Origin of the sequence: Paraburkholderia kururiensis (genome assembly GCF_034424375.1) — a bacterium.
Classification (GTDB): Bacteria; Pseudomonadota; Gammaproteobacteria; order Burkholderiales; family Burkholderiaceae; genus Paraburkholderia; species Paraburkholderia kururiensis_A.
The window spans coordinates 2,780,002-2,800,395 of sequence record NZ_CP139965.1; the positions used below are offsets into that span (position 1 = coordinate 2,780,002).

The 20,394-nt window shown below is 66.7% G+C and carries 13 protein-coding genes; 9 read left to right on the forward strand and 4 right to left on the reverse strand.

The genetic code is table 11. The features are described from left to right. Positions 1-69: 69 nt before the first annotated feature. Positions 70-411 (reverse strand): hypothetical protein, encoded by a 342-nt coding sequence (locus U0042_RS12440; RefSeq protein ID WP_232833373.1) that lies wholly within the window; start codon positions 409-411, stop codon positions 70-72. A 764-nt stretch (positions 412-1,175) separates the two neighbouring features. Between U0042_RS12440 and U0042_RS12445 the strand changes: the two genes are divergently transcribed. From U0042_RS12445 to U0042_RS12460, 4 genes are all read left to right on the forward strand, one after another. Next, entirely contained in the window at positions 1,176-2,006 is an 831-nt protein-coding gene (locus tag U0042_RS12445; protein ID WP_114811035.1) for an IclR family transcriptional regulator, read from the forward strand. Positions 2,007-2,720: 714 nt separating this feature from the next. Then, the gene (locus U0042_RS12450) at positions 2,721-4,178 is read left to right on the forward strand and encodes an MdtA/MuxA family multidrug efflux RND transporter periplasmic adaptor subunit (RefSeq protein ID WP_114811036.1); all 1,458 of its coding nucleotides are present in this window, start codon (positions 2,721-2,723) and stop codon (positions 4,176-4,178) included. Between the two features lie 6 nt (positions 4,179-4,184). Then, a complete protein-coding gene (locus U0042_RS12455) occupies positions 4,185-7,340 on the forward strand; it encodes an MdtB/MuxB family multidrug efflux RND transporter permease subunit (RefSeq protein ID WP_114811037.1) in 3,156 nt (1,051 codons plus the stop codon). Between the two features lie 3 nt (positions 7,341-7,343). Then, positions 7,344-10,658: an efflux RND transporter permease subunit gene (locus U0042_RS12460; protein WP_114811038.1), complete on the forward strand. Its 3,315-nt coding sequence runs from the start codon at positions 7,344-7,346 to the stop codon at positions 10,656-10,658. Positions 10,659-10,853: 195 nt separating this feature from the next. On the opposite strand, the gene U0042_RS12465 is transcribed toward U0042_RS12460, so the two are convergent. After that, positions 10,854-11,009 carry a DUF3309 family protein gene (locus U0042_RS12465; RefSeq protein ID WP_114811039.1) on the reverse strand — a complete coding sequence of 52 codons (156 nt, stop codon included), beginning with the start codon at positions 11,007-11,009 and terminating at the stop codon, positions 10,854-10,856. A 539-nt stretch (positions 11,010-11,548) separates the two neighbouring features. Between U0042_RS12465 and U0042_RS12470 the strand changes: the two genes are divergently transcribed. The 3 genes from U0042_RS12470 to U0042_RS12480 all read left to right on the forward strand — a co-directional run bounded on the left by U0042_RS12470 (position 11,549) and on the right by U0042_RS12480 (position 14,271). Then, complete coding sequence (locus tag U0042_RS12470; RefSeq protein ID WP_198665311.1) at positions 11,549-11,971, forward strand: DUF2844 domain-containing protein; 423 nt, start codon at positions 11,549-11,551, stop codon at positions 11,969-11,971. Positions 11,972-11,985: 14 nt separating this feature from the next. Beyond that, a complete protein-coding gene (locus tag U0042_RS12475; protein ID WP_114811041.1) occupies positions 11,986-13,272 on the forward strand; it encodes a DUF3443 domain-containing protein in 1,287 nt (428 codons plus the stop codon). A gap of 201 nt (positions 13,273-13,473) precedes the next feature. After that, positions 13,474-14,271 (forward strand): hypothetical protein, encoded by a 798-nt coding sequence (locus tag U0042_RS12480; RefSeq protein ID WP_114811042.1) that lies wholly within the window; start codon positions 13,474-13,476, stop codon positions 14,269-14,271. 42 nt (positions 14,272-14,313) lie between these two features. Here U0042_RS12480 and U0042_RS12485 read toward each other — a convergent pair whose 3' ends face one another. Both U0042_RS12485 and U0042_RS12490 read right to left on the reverse strand, forming a co-directional pair. Further along, positions 14,314-14,907, reverse strand: a complete 594-nt coding sequence (locus tag U0042_RS12485; protein WP_419150511.1) for a peroxiredoxin — start codon at positions 14,905-14,907, stop codon at positions 14,314-14,316. Positions 14,908-14,976: 69 nt separating this feature from the next. Further along, positions 14,977-16,437: an EAL and HDOD domain-containing protein gene (locus tag U0042_RS12490; protein WP_114811043.1), complete on the reverse strand. Its 1,461-nt coding sequence runs from the start codon at positions 16,435-16,437 to the stop codon at positions 14,977-14,979. A 588-nt stretch (positions 16,438-17,025) separates the two neighbouring features. On the opposite strand from U0042_RS12490, the gene U0042_RS12495 reads away from it, so the two are divergent. Then, on the forward strand, positions 17,026-18,759 hold the full coding sequence (locus U0042_RS12495; protein ID WP_198665305.1) for an EAL domain-containing protein: 1,734 nt from the start codon (positions 17,026-17,028) through the stop codon (positions 18,757-18,759). Positions 18,760-18,858: 99 nt separating this feature from the next. Then, positions 18,859-20,316: an HDOD domain-containing protein gene (locus U0042_RS12500; protein WP_114811179.1), complete on the forward strand. Its 1,458-nt coding sequence runs from the start codon at positions 18,859-18,861 to the stop codon at positions 20,314-20,316. The last annotated feature ends 78 nt before the right edge of the window (positions 20,317-20,394 follow it).

Here is a 20,394-nt window from a genome sequence, read left to right on the forward strand (position 1 = left end):
AAGCATTCGGTATGGTCTTCGGTGAAATGTCTTTCACGAAGCGAATACCGTTACGATAATTCGGCATCCTTATTCTTCCATTGGCAGATGCCGCCACGCTGGTTCGGGCCATCGGCCCGAGCCTGTCCGTTCGATAATCAAGGAGGAACGCCATGGACCGCACGTCCGGAATGCTGATAACGGCGAAGCCTGTTGCACGCGTTCGAGCGTGCAACAGGCCGCGCTTCGGTGCCATGCGGGCGCGACGGCGGCGTACATCGCTTCTGCGGTGAGTCCCCGATAGGTCGGGCTCACGTACTTGACCGCGTTGTCGGTCCAATCGACTTCGAAAGCGCATTTCCTGAGTTCATCGATGAACTCGTTTGCCGTGACGGCATCATCTTCGACGGTCAGTACGCGCAATTGCGCCATATCGCATCCCTCTTTCGACGGGCGGACTCTACTGCGTTGAGATGTCCACTCGCGCTCGGGTTCATGAATATAAATTCATGTTCGCGGCGAAAACGCGGTCGCGAAGTTGGCGAATCGACGCGATGGCTGAGCGCCACAACGCCCAAATGCGGCACTCCCTGAGCGCCGGCAATCAATCGCCGATTGTTCGTGCTGGCTCTCCCCCGCCTCTTCGATTTGCAATACGTGAGTGCCTTATGCGGAGTCCGATGGAACGTACAAAGGACAAAAAAAAGCGCCACGCTGTCGCGTGACGCTTGAAAAGTTCTAGCCATTCCGAGGGCCGTGCTAGAACCTGAGAGACGGTATTTCGAAAACGTTGGGCACCCGTGCCAGGGCCGCATGCGCCTCGGCCGGCCGGGGCGAAGCTTGCTCAAACGCGCCTGCGTGCTGCCGTTGTCACGGCATATTATGCAATCCGCATATTTTGACACACATTAAGCGCCCGACAATAAATGCCGTGCCGACGCGGCAATTCGAAATCGGGTTCCATTTTTTCCATTTATGCTGACGAAGTCAAGAAAAATTTGACGCATAAGGCCCGCGCTTCCGCCAGGTGCGCTGCCGCCGTGCAGTAGAATGATCTGTCGCGAAAATCAGCGCTCTATTCGATTGGGTGTCGTGCGCGTAGCCCAGCCGCAATACGACGAGTGCGGCATGGTGCGGCGCGCCGGGATTCTCGCTTGACTTCACTAAACTGAAATGATGTTTCATAAACAGCAACCATGACTCCGACGTCCCACCCGGTCGCCAATCCCGTCAAGGAAAAGGACGGATCCGGCGACGAAGTCACGGCGCTCGCACGCGGCCTTGCCGTGCTCCGTTGCGTCGCCGCCGCCCACGCGCCCATCAGCAACCGCGAACTCACCGAGCAGACCGGCATTCCGAAGGCGACCCTCTCGCGCATCACGGCGACGCTCGTCAACACGGGCTTTCTGCTTCGCCTCGCGGACAACGAACGCTTCGTGCTCACCGCGTCCGTGCTCGAGCTTTCGCATGGCTTTCTACGCAACTTCGACATTCGGGCGCGGTCCCGGCCGTTCCTGATCGAGCTCGCCGAACGCACCGCGCTCTCGGTCCATCTCGCGGTGCGCGACCGGCTGGACATGGTGGTGATCGATGCCATCCGGCCGCGCGCCGCGGTACTCGTGTCGCGGCTCGAAGTGGGTTCGCGCATCGACATGCCGCGCACCGCGGTAGGTCGCGCCTATCTGGCGGCGCTGGATGCGCCCGAGCGCGACAAGATGCTCGTCGCGCTGCAGGCGGCCACGGGCGACGACTGGGCGCTGATCGGCGGACGGCTCGACGCCGCGCTGCAGGAAACCGCGACGCAAGGCTTCGCCATTGCGACAGGCGAATGGCACGAAGGGCTCAATGCCGTCGCCGCGGGCTTCGTGGGGCCCGCCGGCGAGCGCTACGCCGTCAATTGCGGCGGGGCGGCGCACCAGTGCCCGCGCGACTGGCTGATCGAGCGCGCCGTGCCCGCTCTTACCGAATGCATTGCGAACATCGTGCGCGAGATCGGCGGCACGCCTCAGCAGCGGCTCGACAACTAGGCCGGCCCTCGCCTTCGCGGCCCACCGTGCGAAGCGGCGTGGCGTGACGAGCGAGGCACCGCAGCCTGTACGTAATCCACCGAAAAATACGCCGCTGGACTGTAACTTACGCACGGACGTAGCATCATGGTTCCTCGACGCGGCCGCCGGTGCGGCTTGCGTGCCGTTCCGGCAAGGCACGGGCGAGGGGCCGTTGCGCGGCGGGCTGTCCGGCCGCGTTGCCCGTCGCCCACCGCCTCACGGTCCGGCTCCACGCGCCGCGCCCCGCTGTTCCGCCGTTCGCTTGCACCTGTTCTAGCCGCACATGCCGACCACGCCTCTTCACATCGCCGCCCGCACATCGAATACCCGTCGCCGCCTCATTGCCGACTCCGTCGCGTCCGTCGCCTCTGCTGCAAGCGGGCACCACGCGACAAGGCGCGACGCACGCGGCCTGCCAATGGACTCAGGCCGGCGCATCCGGCACACCGCAGCGCAGACCGCAGCACAAACCGTAACCCAGGCCGCCATACGGCCCGACAGCACATTCCGATGAGCGCCGTCGCGGGAACGTCACCGGTTCATCCACGTTCCTCGCGTAGCATCGTTGCGATTCCGGACGCCGCGGCCACCGTGCAGCCGCGGGCCCAGCGCCCGCGCCACGAAACCGCACCGCCCGCGCCCGCCGCCGCGGCTGCGCCGCTCCCACCTACACGCCCGTTACCGATCTGACCGATGGACGAACAACAAAAGCCTCTCGACACGCCGCGCAACGACGAGCCCGCCCACGCATCTCCGACGCCACCGCCGGCCTCGGCTGCGTCGCCCGGCCCGTCCACCACGCCGGACGCGCCCAGCGCCCAACGCACGCCGGGCGGCCATCCGCCGCCGGAAAAGCCGCGCGGTCGCGGTCGGGTCATTGGCCTGCTCGTCGTGGCGCTGGTGGTGGCCGGCATCGTGATTGCGCGCTGGCATCCGTGGAGCGCCGGAAGCGGCACGGCCGCACCTGGCGGCGCCAGCGGCGCGCATGCCCCGGGCGGCCCCGGGGCGCAACGCGGCGGCCCCGGCGCGTTCGCCAACATGCCGCAGCCCGTTCACGTGGCCACGGCGTCGCTCGGTGAAATGCCGATCGTGATCACCGCGCTCGGCACCGTCACGCCGCTCGCCAACGTCACGGTGCGCACGCAGCTTTCGGGCACGCTCCAGTCCGTGAACTTCAACGAAGGGCAGATGGTGAAGCGAGGCGACGTGCTCGCCCAGGTCGATCCGCGCCCCTACGAGATTTCGCTCGCCAATGCCGAGGGGCAGCTCGCGCGCGACGAGGCCCTGCTCGCCACGGCGCGCCTCGACCTCAAGCGCTATCAGACGCTGCTCTCGCAGGACTCCATCGCGAGCCAGCAGGTGGACACGCAGGCCTCGCTCGTCAAGCAGTACGAGGGCACCGTGAAGTCCGACCGCGCCAACGTCGCCACCTACAAGCTCGACCTCGCCTACGCGCGCATCACGGCGCCCGTCTCGGGCCGCGTGGGTCTGCGCCAGGTGGACCCGGGCAACTACGTGACGCCTTCGGACACCAACGGCATCGTCGTGCTCACGCAGCTTCAACCCATTAGCGTGGTGTTCACCACCTCCGAAGACAACCTGCCCGCCATCATGAAACAGCTGCACGCGGGCACGAAGATGTCGGTCACGGCCTACGACCGCAGCAACACCACGTCGCTCGAAGGCGGCTATCTCGAAACCGTGGACAACCAGATCGACACCACCACGGGCACCGTGAAACTGCGCGCGATGTTTCCGAACACGGGCCTCGGGCTGTTCCCGAACCAGTTCGTCAATGCGCGGCTGCTCGTGGACGTGCTGAAGAACGCCGTGATCGTGCCGACCTCGGCCGTGCTGAACGGATCGATGGGCCAGTTCGTCTACGTCGTGAAGCCCGACAACACCGTGACGGTGCGCCCCGTGAAGGTCGGACCCGTGGACGGCGAACGTTCCAGCATCAAGTCTGGCCTCGCGGCCGGCGAGCGCGTGGTGACCGACGGCTCCGACCGCCTGCGCGAAGGCGCGAAGATCACGATCCCGGCCGACATGCCGCGCGGCGCGTCGGGCGCATCAGGCGCCCACGCGGCGTCGGGTGCATCCGGTGCTCACGGCCATCGCCGCCACGCCTCACAAGCCGCCGCCAACCAGTAACGCCGCATGAATCCATCCCGCGCCTTTATCCTGCGCCCGGTCGGCACCGCCCTCTTGATGGCGGCGATCATGCTGGTCGGTCTCGTCGCGCTGCGCTTCTTGCCGCTCTCGGCGCTGCCCGAAGTGGATTACCCGACCATCCAGGTCCAGACCTTCTATCCGGGCGCGAGCCCCGAGGTCATGACGTCTTCGGTCACGGCGCCGCTCGAACGGCAGTTCGGGCAGATGCCGTCGCTCAACCAGATGTCGTCGCAAAGTTCGGCGGGCTCGTCGGTCATCACGTTGCAGTTCAGCCTGGATTTGCCGCTCGACGTCGCCGAACAGGAGGTGCAGGCCGCCATCAACGCGGCCGGCAACCTGTTGCCCTCCGACCTGCCCGCGCCGCCCATCTACGCGAAGGTCAATCCGGCGGACGCGCCCATTCTCACGCTCGCCATCACCTCGAAGACGCTGCCGCTCACGCAAATCCAGGACCTGGCCGACACGCGGCTCGGCCAGAAAATCTCGCAAGTGGCCGGCGTCGGGCTGGTATCGCTGTCGGGCGGGCAGCGCCCCGCCATCCGCATTCAGGCGAACCCGCGTGCGCTCGCGGCGTACGGGCTCAATCTGGACGACCTGCGCACCACCATCGCGAACCTCAACGTGAACACGCCGAAGGGCAACTTCGACGGCCCCACGCGCAACTACACGATCAACGCGAACGACCAGCTGACCGACGCCGACGCCTACAAGAGCGCCGTGGTCGCGTACCGCAGCGGCCGCCCCGTGATGCTCACGGATGTGGCCAACATCATCCAGGGCGCCGAAAACACCAAGCTCGGCGCGTGGGCGAACAACACGCAGGGCATCATTCTCAACGTGCAGCGGCAGCCCGGCGCCAACGTGATCCAGGTGGTGGACAGCATCAAGCGGCTCCTGCCCACGCTGCAGCAGTCGCTGCCGGCCTCGCTCGACGTGAAGGTGGTCACGGACCGCACCACGACCATCCGCGCCTCGGTGCGCGACGTGCAGTTCGAGCTGCTGATGTCGGTGGTGCTCGTCGTGCTCGTGATGTACCTGTTCCTCGCCAACATCTACGCGACCATCATTCCGAGCCTTTCGGTGCCGCTCTCGCTGATCGGCACGCTCGCCGTGATGTACCTGTGCGGCTTCTCGCTCGACAACCTCTCGCTGATGGCGCTCACCATCGCCACGGGCTTCGTGGTGGACGACGCCATCGTGATGATCGAGAACATCGCGCGCTACGTGGAAGAAGGCGACACGCCGCTCGAAGCGGCGTTGAAGGGCTCGAAGCAGATCGGCTTCACGATCATTTCGCTCACGGTGTCGCTGATCGCGGTGCTGATTCCGCTGCTCTTCATGGGCGACGTGGTGGGGCGCCTCTTCCGCGAATTCGCCATCACGCTCGCGGTCACCATCGTGATCTCCGCGGTGGTCTCGCTCACGCTCGTGCCCATGATGTGCGCGAAGCTGCTGCGCCACACGCCGCCCAAAGAGAACGGCGGCTTCGAGGCGCGCGCCCACGCCTTCATCGACTACGTGATCGAACGCTATTCGGTGGCGCTGCGCTGGGTGCTGGACCACCATCGCCTGACGCTCTTCGTCGCGCTCGGCACGCTCGTGCTCACGGCCGTGCTCTACGTGTTCGTGCCGAAGGGCTTCTTTCCCGTGCAGGACACGGGCGTGATCCAGGCCATCACGCAAGCGCCGCAGTCGGCCTCATACCAGTCGATGGCCGAGCGCCAGCAGGCGCTGGCCGCCGAAGTGCTGAAGAACCCGAACGTGGAAAGCCTCACCTCGTTCATCGGCGTGGACGGCACCAACATCACGCTCAACAGCGGCCGCATGCTGATCAACCTGAAGCCGCGCGACGAGCGCAGCGACACGGCAAGCGAAGTGATCCGCCAGATCCAGCAGCAGGTGGCCCATCTTCCAGGCGCCTCGCTCTACATGCAGCCGGTGCAGGACCTCACGATCGACTCGACGGTAAGCCCCACGCAGTACCAGTTCATGCTCACCACGCCGAACATCGCGGAGTTCGCCACGTGGGTGCCCAAACTCCTGAACCGCCTGCAGCAGTCGCCCGAACTGGCCGACGTCGCGACCGACCTCCAGCAGAACGGCCAGTCCGTCTACATCGAGATCGACCGCGCTACCGCGTCGCGCTACGGCATCACGCCGGCCACCGTCGACAACGCCCTTTACGATGCGTTCGGCCAGCGCATCATCTCGACCATCTTCACGCAGTCGAACCAGTACCGCGTAATTCTGGAAGCGCAGCCGGACATGCAGCACTACACCGACTCGCTGAACTCGATCTACCTGCCCTCTTCCACCGCGACCAACGGGCAGGTGCCGCTCTCGGCCATCGCGAGCTTCCACGAACGCGCGGCGCCGCTGCTCGTCACGCACCTCTCGCAGTTCCCGGCCACCGTGGTGTCGTTCAACCTCGCGCCGGGTGCGTCGCTGGGCGCCGCGGTGAAGGCCATCGACCAGGCGGAGAAGGACATCGGCCTGCCCGCATCGTTCCAGACGCGCTTCCAGGGCGCGGCGCTCGCCTTCCAGGCGTCGCTGTCGAATGAACTGTTCCTGATCCTCGCCGCCATCGTGACGATGTACATCGTGCTGGGCGTGCTCTACGAGAGCTTCATCCACCCCATCACGATTCTCTCGACGCTGCCTTCGGCCGGCGTGGGCGCGCTGCTCGCGTTGATGCTGACAGGCCACGACCTCGACATCATCGGCATCATCGGCATCGTGCTCCTGATCGGCATCGTGAAGAAGAACGCGATCATGATGATCGACTTCGCGCTGGAGGCCGAGCGCGTGGAAGGCAAGCCGCCGCGCGAGGCGATCTACCAGGCGTGTCTGCTGCGTTTTCGCCCCATCCTCATGACGACGATGGCGGCGCTGCTGGGCGCGCTGCCGCTCATGCTCGGCACGGGCGCGGGTTCGGAACTGCGCCGGCCGCTCGGCATCGCTATTGCAGGCGGGCTGATCGTGAGCCAGCTGCTCACGCTCTTCACCACGCCCGTGATCTACCTCGGCTTCGATTCGCTCGCACGCCGGCTGCGCGAGCGGTTCGGCATGGAGGGCGATAGAGGCAACGGCACAGGCGGCGGCGCAGGCGGCAACCCGTCGGCCACGACGCCCGAGGCATAAGCCATGAACCTCTCGCGTCCGTTCATCGCCCGGCCCGTTGCCACCACGCTGCTCGCCATCGGCATCGCGCTCGCCGGTCTCTTCGCGTTCGCGCGGTTGCCGGTGGCGCCGTTGCCACAGGTGGACTTTCCCACCATCTCCGTGCAGGCCACGCTGCCCGGCGCGAGCCCCGAGACGGTCGCAACGAGCGTGGCTAGCCCGCTGGAACGCCATCTGGGCACGATTGCCGACGTCACCGAGATGACCTCGATGAGTTCCGTCGGCAACACGCGCATCACGCTGCAATTCGGCCTGAACCGCGACATCGACGGCGCCGCGCGCGACGTGCAGGCCGCCATCAACGCGGCGCGCGCGGACCTGCCGTCCAGCTTGCGCAGCAACCCGACCTATCACAAGGTCAATCCGGCCGATGCGCCCATCCTGATTCTCGCGCTCACGTCGAACACGCTCACGGCGGGCCAGCTCTACGATTCGGCGGCCACGGTCTTGCAGCAGTCGCTCTCGCAGGTGGACGGCGTGGGCGAAGTGGACGTAAGCGGCTCGGCCAACCCTGCCGTGCGCGTGGAGCTGAAGCCGCAGGCGCTCTTTCATTACGGCATCGGCCTCGAAGACGTGCGCGCCGCGCTCGCCTCGGCGAACGCGAACAGCCCGAAAGGCGCCATCGAGTTCGGCCCGAACCACGTGCAGATCTACACCAACGACCAGGCCAACCACGCCGCGCAATACCGCGACCTCGTGATCGCGTATCGCAACGGCGCGGGCGTGCTGCTCTCGGACGTGGCCGACGTGGTCGACTCGGTGGAAGACCTGCGCAACCTCGGCCTCTCGAACGGCAAGCGGTCGGTGCTCGTGATCCTGTACCGGCAGCCGGGCGCGAACATCATCGAGACCGTGGACCGCGTGATCGCGATGCTGCCGCAGCTGAAGGCATCGCTGCCCGCGGACGTCGACGTGACGCCGGCCGCGGACCGGTCCGTGACGATCCGCGCCTCGCTGAAAGACACCGAGCACACGCTGATGATCGCGGTGGCGCTCGTCGTGATGGTGGTGTTCCTGTTCCTGCGCAACTGGCGCGCCACGCTGATTCCGAGCGTGGCGGTGCCTATCTCGATTATCGGCACCTTCGCGGCGATGTATCTGATGGGCTTTTCCATCGACAACCTTTCGCTGATGGCGCTCACCATCGCCACGGGCTTCGTGGTGGACGACGCCATCGTGGTACTCGAAAACATCCAGCGGCACATCGAGAAAGGCGTGCCGCGCATGCAGGCCGCGCTGCTCGGTGCGCGCGAAGTGGGCTTCACGGTGCTCTCCATCAGCGTGTCGCTCGTGGCCGTGTTCCTGCCCATTCTGCTGATGGGCGGCATCGTGGGACGGCTCTTTCGCGAGTTCGCGCTCACGCTGTCGCTCGCCATTGCGGTGTCGCTTGTCGTCTCGCTCACGCTCACGCCGATGATGTGCTCGCGGCTGCTCGCGCAACCGCACGACGCACGCAAGGAAGGCCGCTTCGCACGCTGGCTCGAAGCGCGCTTCGTCGCCATGCAGAACGGCTACGAGCGCACGCTCGGCTGGTCGCTGCGTCATCCGCGCACGGTGCTCCTCATTCTGGTTGCGGCCATCGGCCTCAACGTGTGGCTCTACATCATCGTGCCCAAGGGCTTTTTTCCGCAGCAGGACACGGGGCGGCTCATCGGCGGCATCCAGGCGGATCAGGCCACGTCGTTCCAGGCCATGAAGGTGAAGTTCTCGGAAATGATGCGCATCGTGCAGGCCAATCCCAACGTCGATACGGTGGTGGGCTTCACGGGCGGCCGGCAGACCAACTCGGGCTTCATGTTCGTCTCGCTCAAGTCGAAGAGCGTGCGCAAGGCAACGGCCGACCAGGTCATCCAGCAGTTGCGCGGCCCGCTCTCGCACGTGGCCGGCGCGCGCACCTTCCTGCAGGCGGTGCAGGACATCCGCGTGGGCGGACGCCAGTCGAATGCGCAGTACCAGTTCACGCTGCTCGCCGACAACACCAGCGACCTCTACAAGTGGACGCCGAAGCTCACCGAGGCACTGCAGGCGCGCCCCGAACTCGCGGACGTGAATTCGGACCAGCAGCAAGGCGGCCTGGAAGCAATGGTGACCATCGACCGCGCCACGGCGGCGCGCTTCGGCATCAAGCCCGCGCAGATCGACAACACGCTCTACGACGCGTTCGGGCAGCGCCAGGTGTCCACCATCTACAACCCGCTCAACCAGTATCACGTGGTGATGGAAGTGGCGCCCCAATACTGGCAGAGCCCCGACATGCTCAAGCAGATCTACGTGAGCACCTCGGGCGGCAGCGCGAGCGGCGTGCAGAGCACCAACGCCACGGCAGGCACCGTGAGCGGGCCCACTACCGCCGCCACGTCGAGCGCGGCGGGCGGCACGGCGGGCACCACCGCATCGAGTGCGGCCACCATCGCGGCCGATTCGGCGCGCAACCTCGCGATCAACTCGATTGCGTCGAGCGGCAAGTCGGGGGCGTCCTCGGGCGCGGCGGTCTCCACCTCGAAGGAAACCATGGTGCCGCTCTCGGCCATCGCGAAGTTCGGGCCGGGCAACACGCCGCTCTCGGTCAATCACCAGAGCCAGTTCGTGGCCTCCACCATCTCGTTCAACCTGCCGCCGGGCCGCTCGCTCTCGCAGGCAACCGCGGCGATCTACGACACGATGGCGCGCATCGGCATGCCGGGTACCATCCACGGCAGCTTCGCGGGCACGGCGCAAGCGTTCCAGCAGTCGATGTCGGACCAGCCCATCCTGATTCTCGCGGCGCTCGCGGCCGTGTACATCGTGCTCGGCATTCTGTACGAGAGTTACATCCATCCGCTCACGATCCTGTCCACGCTGCCTTCGGCGGGCGTAGGTGCGCTGCTCGCGCTGCTGCTCTTCAATACGGAGTTCAGCATCATCGCGCTGATCGGCGTGATTCTGCTCATCGGCATCGTGAAGAAGAACGCGATCATGATGGTGGACTTCGCGATCCAGGCCTCGCGCGAAGGGCTCTCGTCGCGCGACGCCATCTACCAGGCGTGCCTGCTGCGCTTCCGCCCGATCATGATGACGACGTGCGCCGCGCTGCTCGGCGCGTTGCCGCTTGCGTTCGGACGCGGCGAAGGCGCGGAGCTGCGCTCGCCGCTCGGCATCTCGATTGTGGGCGGGCTCATCGTGAGCCAGATGCTCACGCTCTACACGACGCCGGTGGTCTATCTCTACATGGATCGGCTGCGCGTGTGGTGGGACCGCCGGCGGCGGCCGGGGACGTTCGAGGCGGGGACGGTGAAGTAATTCGTGCGTGAGCGGTGAAGTGCGCCACGCGCGAGGCATGCGAACTAAACAGGACGCCAAATAAAGAGCGGGCCGCGCCCAACCTCGCGCGGCCCACTGCATGACAGACTGCCGGTTCTCATCGCCACTGCAACGCCGTTGCAAAAGCCACCGCAACGACCGGCAGCCAAACTGGCAACCACATCGGCAGCAACGCTATATCTGCCCCAACACCACCAGCACGACGACGATCACGACGATCAGGCCGAGCGTCCCGGTAGGCGCGTAGCCCCAGCTCCGGCTATATGGCCAGGCGGGAAACGCGCCGATCAGCAACAGCAGCAGTACGACGATCAGAATGGTTCCAAGCATAGACGCCTCCATACGCGGGCCGCGGCCGTGAAGCGACGCCGCAGGTCCGCCGCGTCGCTCTCCCTCCCCTGCCGCAGTCAACGAACAAGGTGAGTACCCTCGTTCAGCAAACGGTGTACCCGCGTATGAACAGCCCGCTTAAGAATTTCGTGCGACCGCGTCTTTTCCGAAATTTTTTTCGCGCGCCCGGCAGGCTCGCTAACACCCGTTCGCTTAAAACGCCTGTGAGCGGGAAAACAGAGCGCGTGGCCACATGCGCTGGCAGCGTCCTGCCGATTTTCAAACAGCACCGTCCCGCGCCCCTGTTCCACACTTCGCGCAAACGATTGCATCGCGCCGCTTCACGTCGCTAAAGATTCGCGCCGCCTCTCCGTTGACGCATCCACGCAGCATCGCGACGCACCCCGGCCAACACGCCGGCCTCGCCCATGTCTGCGCTTGCCGTCCGCCCTCCGCGGACACGATCTGTCAGTCAAAGGCGTATCGACGTCGAAGGAAATCAATTGAAGCCGAAGTTTTCTACGGGCATTGCCTGCGCAATGCTGGGGGGCGCTTTTGCCCTCGTCGGACCGGCTCATGCCGCGCTCGGTGAAAGCGCGAGCAGCGTGAGCCACGATGTGGCGAGCCTGCGCGCTGTTGCGCACGCCGCGGTCGTTCAAGCGGCCTATACGGTGCACGAGATCACGCTTGCCTCGGGCACCGTGGTGCGCGAGTACGTGGCACCGAACGGCATCGTCTTCGGCGTGGCGTGGGAAGGCCCCACGCTGCCGGATCTGAAGGCGACGCTCGGCGCCGCGTTCGACCAGTACGTCGCGGCCAACGCGACGCGCCGGGCCACGCCGCTTGCCGTTTCGAGCAACGACCTAGTGGTCTATTCGGGCGGGCATCTGCGCGCCTTCGCGGGTCACGCGTGGCTGCCGAAAGCCGTGCCGGCCGGCGTCGACGTCGGCGTCATCCAGTAAGGGCGGGGGCGATCATGCTGGCTCAACGTTCATCGCGCGGCTCGTTCGCCGCGTCTTTCATCGCGCTTGCGCTCTCGTTCGTTCTCGCCGCCTGCGGTGGGGGCGGCGGTGGCGGGTCCGCCGCCACCGGCAATGCCGCCACCACGAACTCCGCGGCGCCGGCTCAGCCCGTCACCAACACGACGTCGTCGCAACCCGCGCTCGCGGCCAACGCCGCGGCCGTTACCGTGGACCCCGGCGTGAGCGGCGTGCCCAACATGCCCTTCGTCAGCGTGACCGTGTGCGCGCCCGGCACCGCGCAGTGCCAGACCATCGACCACGTGCTCGTGGATACCGGTTCGTGGGGGTTGCGCGTGTTCGCCTCGCAACTGCCCGCCGCCGTCGCGCTTCCTCAGGAGCAGGACGCCTCCGGCAACAAGCTCGCCGAATGCATGCAGTTCTTCGACGGCTACACGTGGGGCCCCGTGCGCATCGCAGACGTGCAGATCGCGGGCGAAAAGGCCGCGTCGCTGCCCATCCAGGTCATCGATCCGTCGTACAGCACCACGCCTGCCGACTGCACGAACGTGGGCGCCTCGCGCAACACGCCCTCGACGCTGGCGGCCAACGGCATACTCGGCATCGGCGTGTTCAAGCACGATTGCGGCTACAACTGCGTGAACCAGGCGGTGCCCGCCACCTACTACGGCTGCACGAGTTCGGGCTGCACGTCGATCCCGCTTGCCGAAGCGTTCCAGGTGGCCAATCCCATTCCGTATTTCGCCACCGACAACAACGGCTCGCTGCTCGCGCTGCCAGCGGTCGCGTCGGGCGGCCAGGCGTCGCTCGCGGGGCAGTTGATCTTCGGCATCGGCACGCGCAGCAACAATGGGCTCGGCAACGCGCAGGTGATCGGCGTGAGCGCGAGCAACGGCACCTTCACGACCACGCACAACGGCACCACGTACTCGCGCAGCATCGTCGACAGCGGCTCCACCGGCGTGTTCTTTCAGACCGGCGCGCTGCCCGTGTGCGCGAGCCCCAACAGCGCGTATTACTGCCCGCCGTCCACGCAGCAATTGAGCGCCGTGATGCAGGGGGCGAACGGCATCACCGCGTCGGTCTCGTTCGACGTGGGCAACGCCAGCACGCTTGCGCAGACCTACGCGGGCGACGCCGTCATGCCGTTGCTCGCGGGGCCCGCCTTCGTCACGTCGTCGATCTTCGACTGGGGGCTGCCGTTCTTCTACGGACGCACTGTCTACGCGGCCATCGAGCAGCAATCCACACCCGGCGGCAATGGGCCCTACGTCGCGTATTGATCCGTGCGCGAGGGAACGCAAGAGCGCACGTAATAACAGGTGATGAAGCCGGATAATCCGTAAGATTTTGACGTGCTAGCATCCGTTGGCATTCCAATGCAATACGGGAACGCCAACGGCATGTCGAACAGGCGTGGCCGGAATGCAGCCAATAATCACGCGCGGCCAGCGCGCAGGGCCAACGGGCTTCGGGGAATCGACATGACGCAAAGCGCATGGACGGCCGCACTGGCCTCCACCACCAATGCGCCGGCCGCTGCGGCCGTGCCGCCTCAGAAGCCGCCCTCACGCACGGGCAACCTTCCCACCGGCAACCCGAGCAACGGTCCGTTGCTGGCTGCCATCGAACAAAGCCTTCAGCAACTCGGTATCGATCCCGCTACGGTGGCCACGTCGGCGTCGAGCGTCACGAGTACCGCGGGCGGCACGATCACGAGCACGAGCGGCGCCTCGGCGGAAGACACGCAGTCCGCAAAGGAACGCTTTCTCGTCGCGCTCTACCAGGCGCTGGTGCTGCAAAGCACATTGGCGGCGCAAGCCGGATTGAGCACCCCGCAGACGAGCGGGACGAACGACACAAGCGCGAGTGGCGCGGTGCATGAGGCCGGCGCCATCGATGCGGCAACCGGCCCCTACCGCGACCTCGGCACCTCGCTTGCGGCCCTGGCGGCTTCGGCGCGCGCGAACCCGGCCGTCGCCACCGCGCGGGCAGCGAACGGCGTCAACGGCAACAGCAGCGACGACTGGGAATGGGGCCTCGCGACCACGCCGGCCGCGAGCACGGATACGTCCGCCTCCACCACCACCGAAAGCGGCACCATGACCGGCGCCATCGGTCAACTGAACGGCGCGCTCAACGATTACCTCTCGACGCTCGATACAGGCAGCGTGGACAGCACGAGCAACGTGACCTTGCCCGCGCTGCTCGAAGCACTGGCGCAACGCACGCAGAACATGCACTGGCGCGCGGCGGGCGTGATCGTCGACCTCACGGCCTGAGCCCGAAGACCGGCAGGTCCGGACACGCCCGCACCGCAGGCCTTATTGCTGACCGTGCGCGGCGGCCCACTCCTTGACCGCACGCAACGTGTTGGCCACGTGCTGGTCGGGCGAGAGGCTCGTGTATTCGTAGAGCACCTTGCCGTCCGGCGCGATGACGTACGAGACGCGATTGGCCATGGCCGAATGCATGGGCATGGACGCGTCGTAGGCCTTGATGATTTTCGAATCGGCGTCGGCGGCCACCGGGAATTTGCTGCGGCACTCGCTCACCGAAAACTTCGTGAGCGTATCGATGTTGTCGTGCGATACGCCGATAACGGTGGCGCCGTACTTCTTGTATTCGTCCACGGCCTCGGCGAATTCATGGGCCTCGATCGTGCAGCCCTTCGTGAACGCGGCCGGATAGAAGTACACCACCACCGGGCCCTTCTTGAGCGCATCGGCGAGCGAGTACGTATAGGTCTTGCCGCCAAGCGACGCTTCGGTCGTGAAGTTCGGCGCGGCGTCGCCGGGCTTGAGCGTGGCGGATGCGCTCGCCGCGTAGATCGACAGGCCTGCTCCGAGCACGGCTGCAAGCGCCGCGCAAGTCGCGCTGCGCATCATGATGCTGCGCTTCATGTCGCTGCGTTTCATCTCGAAATTCCTTGCGGGTGGGCGAACGGCCATTGAACCACAATGCGCCGGCACGCGTTCGCCGCCGCTTCAGTCGCCCGCGTGCGCGCCGAACCACGCGGCTGCGGAAAGGCTCAATTCGGCCAGCACTTCGGGCCCGAGCTCCGTTCCGGCCACCGTCGCGTGCGAGCACTCGCCGCGTTCGGCGGCCTCGGCCAGCGCGAGCAAAGCGCCCAGCTCGCCCGCGTAATCGACGATGGCATCGCGAATGGGGCGCGCCAGGCCGAGCTTGTGAAGCGCCCGCTCGGGCGTCGCGCCGATCACCACGTGAGCGAGCGAAAAGATGCCCGTCATGAAGGCCTGGTCGGCGAAGTCCTCGTTCGATGGCTTGAGCCAGCGCGCCGCCAGTTCCATGAAGCGCGAGCGCGTGCCCGCGAGTTGCACGAGCGGGTCGGAGCGCCACGGCATGTCGCGCCCGTTCGCGTAGAGCAGCAGTTGCGCCCAGCGCGCGATCTGACGCGTGCCCACGGCGATCACGGCCTCGCGCAGAGACGAGATGGGCCGCCCCAGGCCGAACGCACTCGAATTGACGAGCCGCAGCAGTTGCACAACCACCGTGGGATGGCGCTTGAGTTCGACTTCGAGTTCCGCGATGCCCGCGTCGCGCGCCACGAGCGCGAGCAGGCGCAGCAGCGCCTCGCGCGACGACCTCACGCGGCGTGCGCTCAGCACCTGCGGTCGCGCGAAGAAGTACCCCTGGAACAGGTCGAAGCCGAGGTCGCGCGCCAGCTCGAAGTCCTCTTCGGTCTCGACCTTCTCGGCAAGCAGCGTCTTGCCCTCGCGGCGCAGCGCCGCGGCGAGCGCAGGCAACGCGTCGCGGCCCGTCTGCAGAAAATCGACCTTGATGATGTCCGCGTGAGGCAGCGCCGCGAGCACGCTCGGCGTGAGCGCGCAGACGTCGTCGAGCGCGATCAGAAAGCCGTTGCGGCGCAGCTCGTCGACACGCCGGATCAGGCGTGCATCGAAGGTCACGGTTTCGAGAATCTCGAGCACGAAGCGGTCGGCCGACATCAAATGCACGATGTCGTCGAACAGCAGTTCACGCCCGATGTTCACGTAGCCGCGATGCGAGCCGAGCACGGCCGACACGCCGATGCTGCCGATGGTGCGCACCACGACCTGCGCCGTGGCGCGTGCCTCGTCGGTCACTTCCGCGTAGTTGTGAAGGCCCGAGCGGAACAGCAGTTCGTAGGCATGCAGCGCGCCGCTGCGATCGAGAATGGGCTGACGGCCCACATAGACGAACTGCGTCGAGACGGGCTCGGCCGTGGCGGCGGCCCCGGCGGCCGCCTGGGCGTCGCTGCGGCACGCGCTGGCGGTGCTGCCCTCGACGCGGCACGGCGTTGCACCGCTATCGGCGCCGGCCTCGCCGGGCGCTGCATCAGCCGAGCGGGCGGTCTCGACCGGCTGCAACGGCGCATCGCCCGTCGGGGCGCATGCGCATGGCGCAGACGGCACGCTCGCGGTGTCCGGCGACGGTGAATCAGACATGCTCAGGCTCTCCACATCGTATGCATACCGCCCTTGCGGCGGCCTTCACGGACCGCCCCGTCACGCGTCTCATACGCCGGGACCCTCGTGAGCCGGTGCGCATGCGCGCGAGGGCGTATGTGACCGGCAATGACCGCGCCACTTTAACTGAATCCCTGCGGCCCCGCATCGTGCGGAGGACGCATAGTCGCGGCCCCGAAAATGTTTAAATCGACTCTAAAGATTTATGCTGGCCGGTCGATAACCTGCTCTGATGGGCGGTGTCAACACGTACCCCGAGTACGCCCCGGCTCCGCCTCGAAGCACATCGCGCGCCCCGCGGAGCGGGCCGCGCGGAAACAGGGTTGCCGACCATACATGGAAGCGAACAGGAACACCGCGCCACGCCAGAACATACTGAGCACGGTCGTCGAGCGCCTGCGCGCGCTCGTGCGGCGGTCCCCGAGTCACCCAGCCGGCCGCACCGACGCGCCGCGCGGCGCCGGTGAGCCGGCGGGCCGCAGCCCCGCGGGCCGAAACGGCCAGGACGATGACCGCAGCGCACACAGCGGCCCGGCAGGTCGAGCCGAAATCGCCGCGCTCCCGCCCATGCCCAATCCGTTCGAGCAGGCTGCCGGCGCCGTGGACTTCCTCGCGCAGGTGGACCGCGAACTGCGCTTTCTCTATATCTCCGACGCGAGCCTGCGCTTCGTCGGCTATCACCGCGAGTATCTGGAGACGGCCACGCTGCACGACCTCGTGGCGCCCTCCGACATCGCCCGCGTCGATGCGCTGCTCGCGCGCGCCGCCCAGACGGGGGCGGTGGAAAAAGACACGCTCAATCTCGTCAAGTCGCTCACCTACCCCGTGGCCGTCGAGCTGCGCGTCGTGAGGAATCCGCACGGCGGCGTGGACGGCTACGCCATTGCCGGCTTCGACGTGTCCATCTGGCAGGCAACGCAAGTCGAGCTGACCCACGCGCTCAACCACGACAAGCTCACCGGCCTGCCCAACGTGACCGCGCTTGCGCCCGCGCTCGCCGCCGCGCAGCGCACCGCCGACGAGACCGGCCTGCCCGCCGCCCTGCTGCTGCTCGACGTGGACGACTACCAGCGCATCAATCGGGCCCTCGGCTACGACGCGGGCGACGCCATGCTCTGCGATACCGCGCGCCGGCTCACGCATCTCGCAGGCGAGCACGAAACCGTGGCGCGCGTGGGCAGCGACGAGTTCGCGATCCTGATTCCCTCGAACGCCGCGCGCCCCGACGTGACCGCCGCCTCGCTGCATGCGGAGTCGCTCGCGCGGCGCATGCTGACTTCGATCCTGCAGCCGTACGCGTACCGCGACCAGCCGGTGCATCTGTCGGCGAGCATCGGCATCGCGCTCTACCCGGACGCGCGCCACGCCGCCGACACGCCGGACAGCGCCGGCACCGCCGCGGGCGACACGCGGCTGCAACGCTGGGCCGACCAGGCGCTGCAGCAGGCCAAGGCCGCGGGCGGCAACACGCTCGCCTTTCACGTGCCCGACAACGACCCGAGCGACGCCCAGCGCCTCAAGCTCGAATCGGACCTCTACGACGGCGTGCGCAACGGCGAGTTCTCGCTGCACTTCCAGCCCATCACGAGCAGCCAGACGCGCGGCGTGGTGGGCGTGGAAGCGCTGATCCGCTGGCAGCATCCCGTGCATGGACTCGTGCCGCCTTCGATGTTCATTCCGCTCGCCGAGTCGGTGGGGCTCATCAACTACCTCGGCAACTGGGTGTTGCGCGCGGCCTGCATGCAGTTGATCCAATGGGACGCCCAGGGCATCGCGCTGCAATACGTAGCCGTGAACGTCTCCGCGCAGCAGTTCCGCAATCCGCGCTTCACCGACAGCGTGCGCGAAGCCATTCGCCTCACGGGCCTCGACCCGTGCCGGCTCGTGTTCGAGATTACGGAAAGCCTGCTCATGCACGACCCGGCGCACGCAAAAGTGCTGCTGGAGGAATTAACGGCCATCGGCATCCGTTTTGCCGTGGACGACTTCGGCACCGGCTACTCGAGCCTCGCGTACCTGCAACGGTTTCCCCTCGCGAAACTCAAGATCGACCGGAGCTTTGTCGAAAATCTGCTAACCTCGCGCAACGATCAGGCCATCGTCAACGCGGTGGTGGGTCTTGCGCGCACACTGGACCTCGAGCTCGTGGCCGAAGGCGTGGAGACCGAAGCCCAGCGCACGTTGCTGACCGAGATGGGCTGTGACCACATACAGGGATGGCTCGTGTGCAAGGCGCTGCCCTCCGACGAGCTCGCTCAGCGCTTCGAAGCGCGCGAACTCCATCTCCATGCGGCGGCCTGATGCGTGCAGCAGATCATATCGACGGCCGGCGGCGGTGCCTTGGGGCGCAGGCGGCCGGACCAGGACAGGCAAGGCTTTCGCGGAATTGACATGGGGCAGATGGTAAAGGCAGCGGTACTCGACAGGCTATGGGCGCGCATGAACGAGCGCGGCGATTTCCCGATGCTGTCGCAGTCGCTGCGCACGACGGTGGCGGCGATGGGCAACGACGACCTCGACTTCGCCGCGCTCGTGCAGGTCGTGCTCTCCGATTTCGCGCTCACGCAGAAAGTGCTGCGTCTCGCCAACTCGGCCATGTACATGGCGTTCGGCGGCAACATCACCACCGTCACGCGCGCGCTGATGGTGCTCGGCATGGACGCCGTGGGCCACCTCGTGGTGGGCCTCAAGCTGGTCGATCACTTCCATCATTCCGCACCGCGCCGCATCGACGCCAAGCTCGAACTGAACCGCACCATGCTGTCGGGCTGCGTCGCGCGCAAGCTCACGGAGCACGGCGACCTGCGCGTGGGCGAAGAAGCCGTGGTCTGCACGCTGATGCGCCAGGTGGGCAAGCTGCTCGTCGTGTTTTATCTGGAAGCGGAGTGGGACCAGATTCGCCGGCGCTGTATGGACGGCGCCGACGAGAGTGAAGCGAGCGTCGCCGTGCTGGGCGTCACGTTCGACGAACTCGGGCTCGAAGCGGCCTCGCGCTGGCGCCTGCCTGAAACGATCCGCGCGGGCATGAGCCATTACGACCCGCACGCCACCGACGAACAGCGCTCTATCCAGTGGCTGCGCGCCACCACCAACTATTCAACCGACGTGGCGAGCGTGTTGATTGCGCCCGACATCGATCCGCGCGAACGCGAGGCGCACATCACCGAACTCGCGCACCGCTACAGCCGCGCCCTCGCCACCGACCCCGAAGTGCTCGTGGAAATGAGCGTGGCTCTCGCGCGCGAGGAAGCGGGCGAAGGCGTGATGCGCGAAATCATGGAACTGCGGGCCAACGCCGACGCGATTGCACGCGAAGCGCTGGACCCCGAAGCGCGCATTGCCGCCGGCGTCGCGGACCTGCGGGCACTGCCGCCCGACAACTCGTTGCAGCTCGCGCTTGCGCTCGCCTCCGAAACCGTGCTCGCAGGACTTGGCTTCGCACGCACCGTCGTGTTCGTGCGGCGCGGCTCGAACGCCTTCGAGGCGAAATTCGGCTTCGGCCCAGGCGTGGAGCAGGCACTGCCGAAGCTCGCCTTCGACGCCGCATTCCAGCCGGACGTATTCCATCTCGCGATTGCGAACGCCGTGGGCATCTACATCGAGAACGCGCGCGACCCGAAGATCGTGACGCGCCTGCCCGCCTGGTTCCGCCATACCTTCGACGACGCCCGCGCGTTCGTGCTGCTGCCCGTGGCGGCCGAAGGCGGCGCGCCGGTCGCTCTGCTCTACGGCGACTGGAACGACGCACACGAGCCGCGCAAGATCACGCCGCAGGCAATGAGCGCGCTCAACGAACTGGCGCGCGAACTGGGGCGCTTCTTCGTGTCGGTGCCGGCGCAGGAAATCGAGGTGCAATAGCGCGGCGCGAGGTGCGGCGCCTGAGGTGCTACTTGAGGCGCCATACGCGCCGCGATTGCCGCGGCGCGCGTTCCGCTC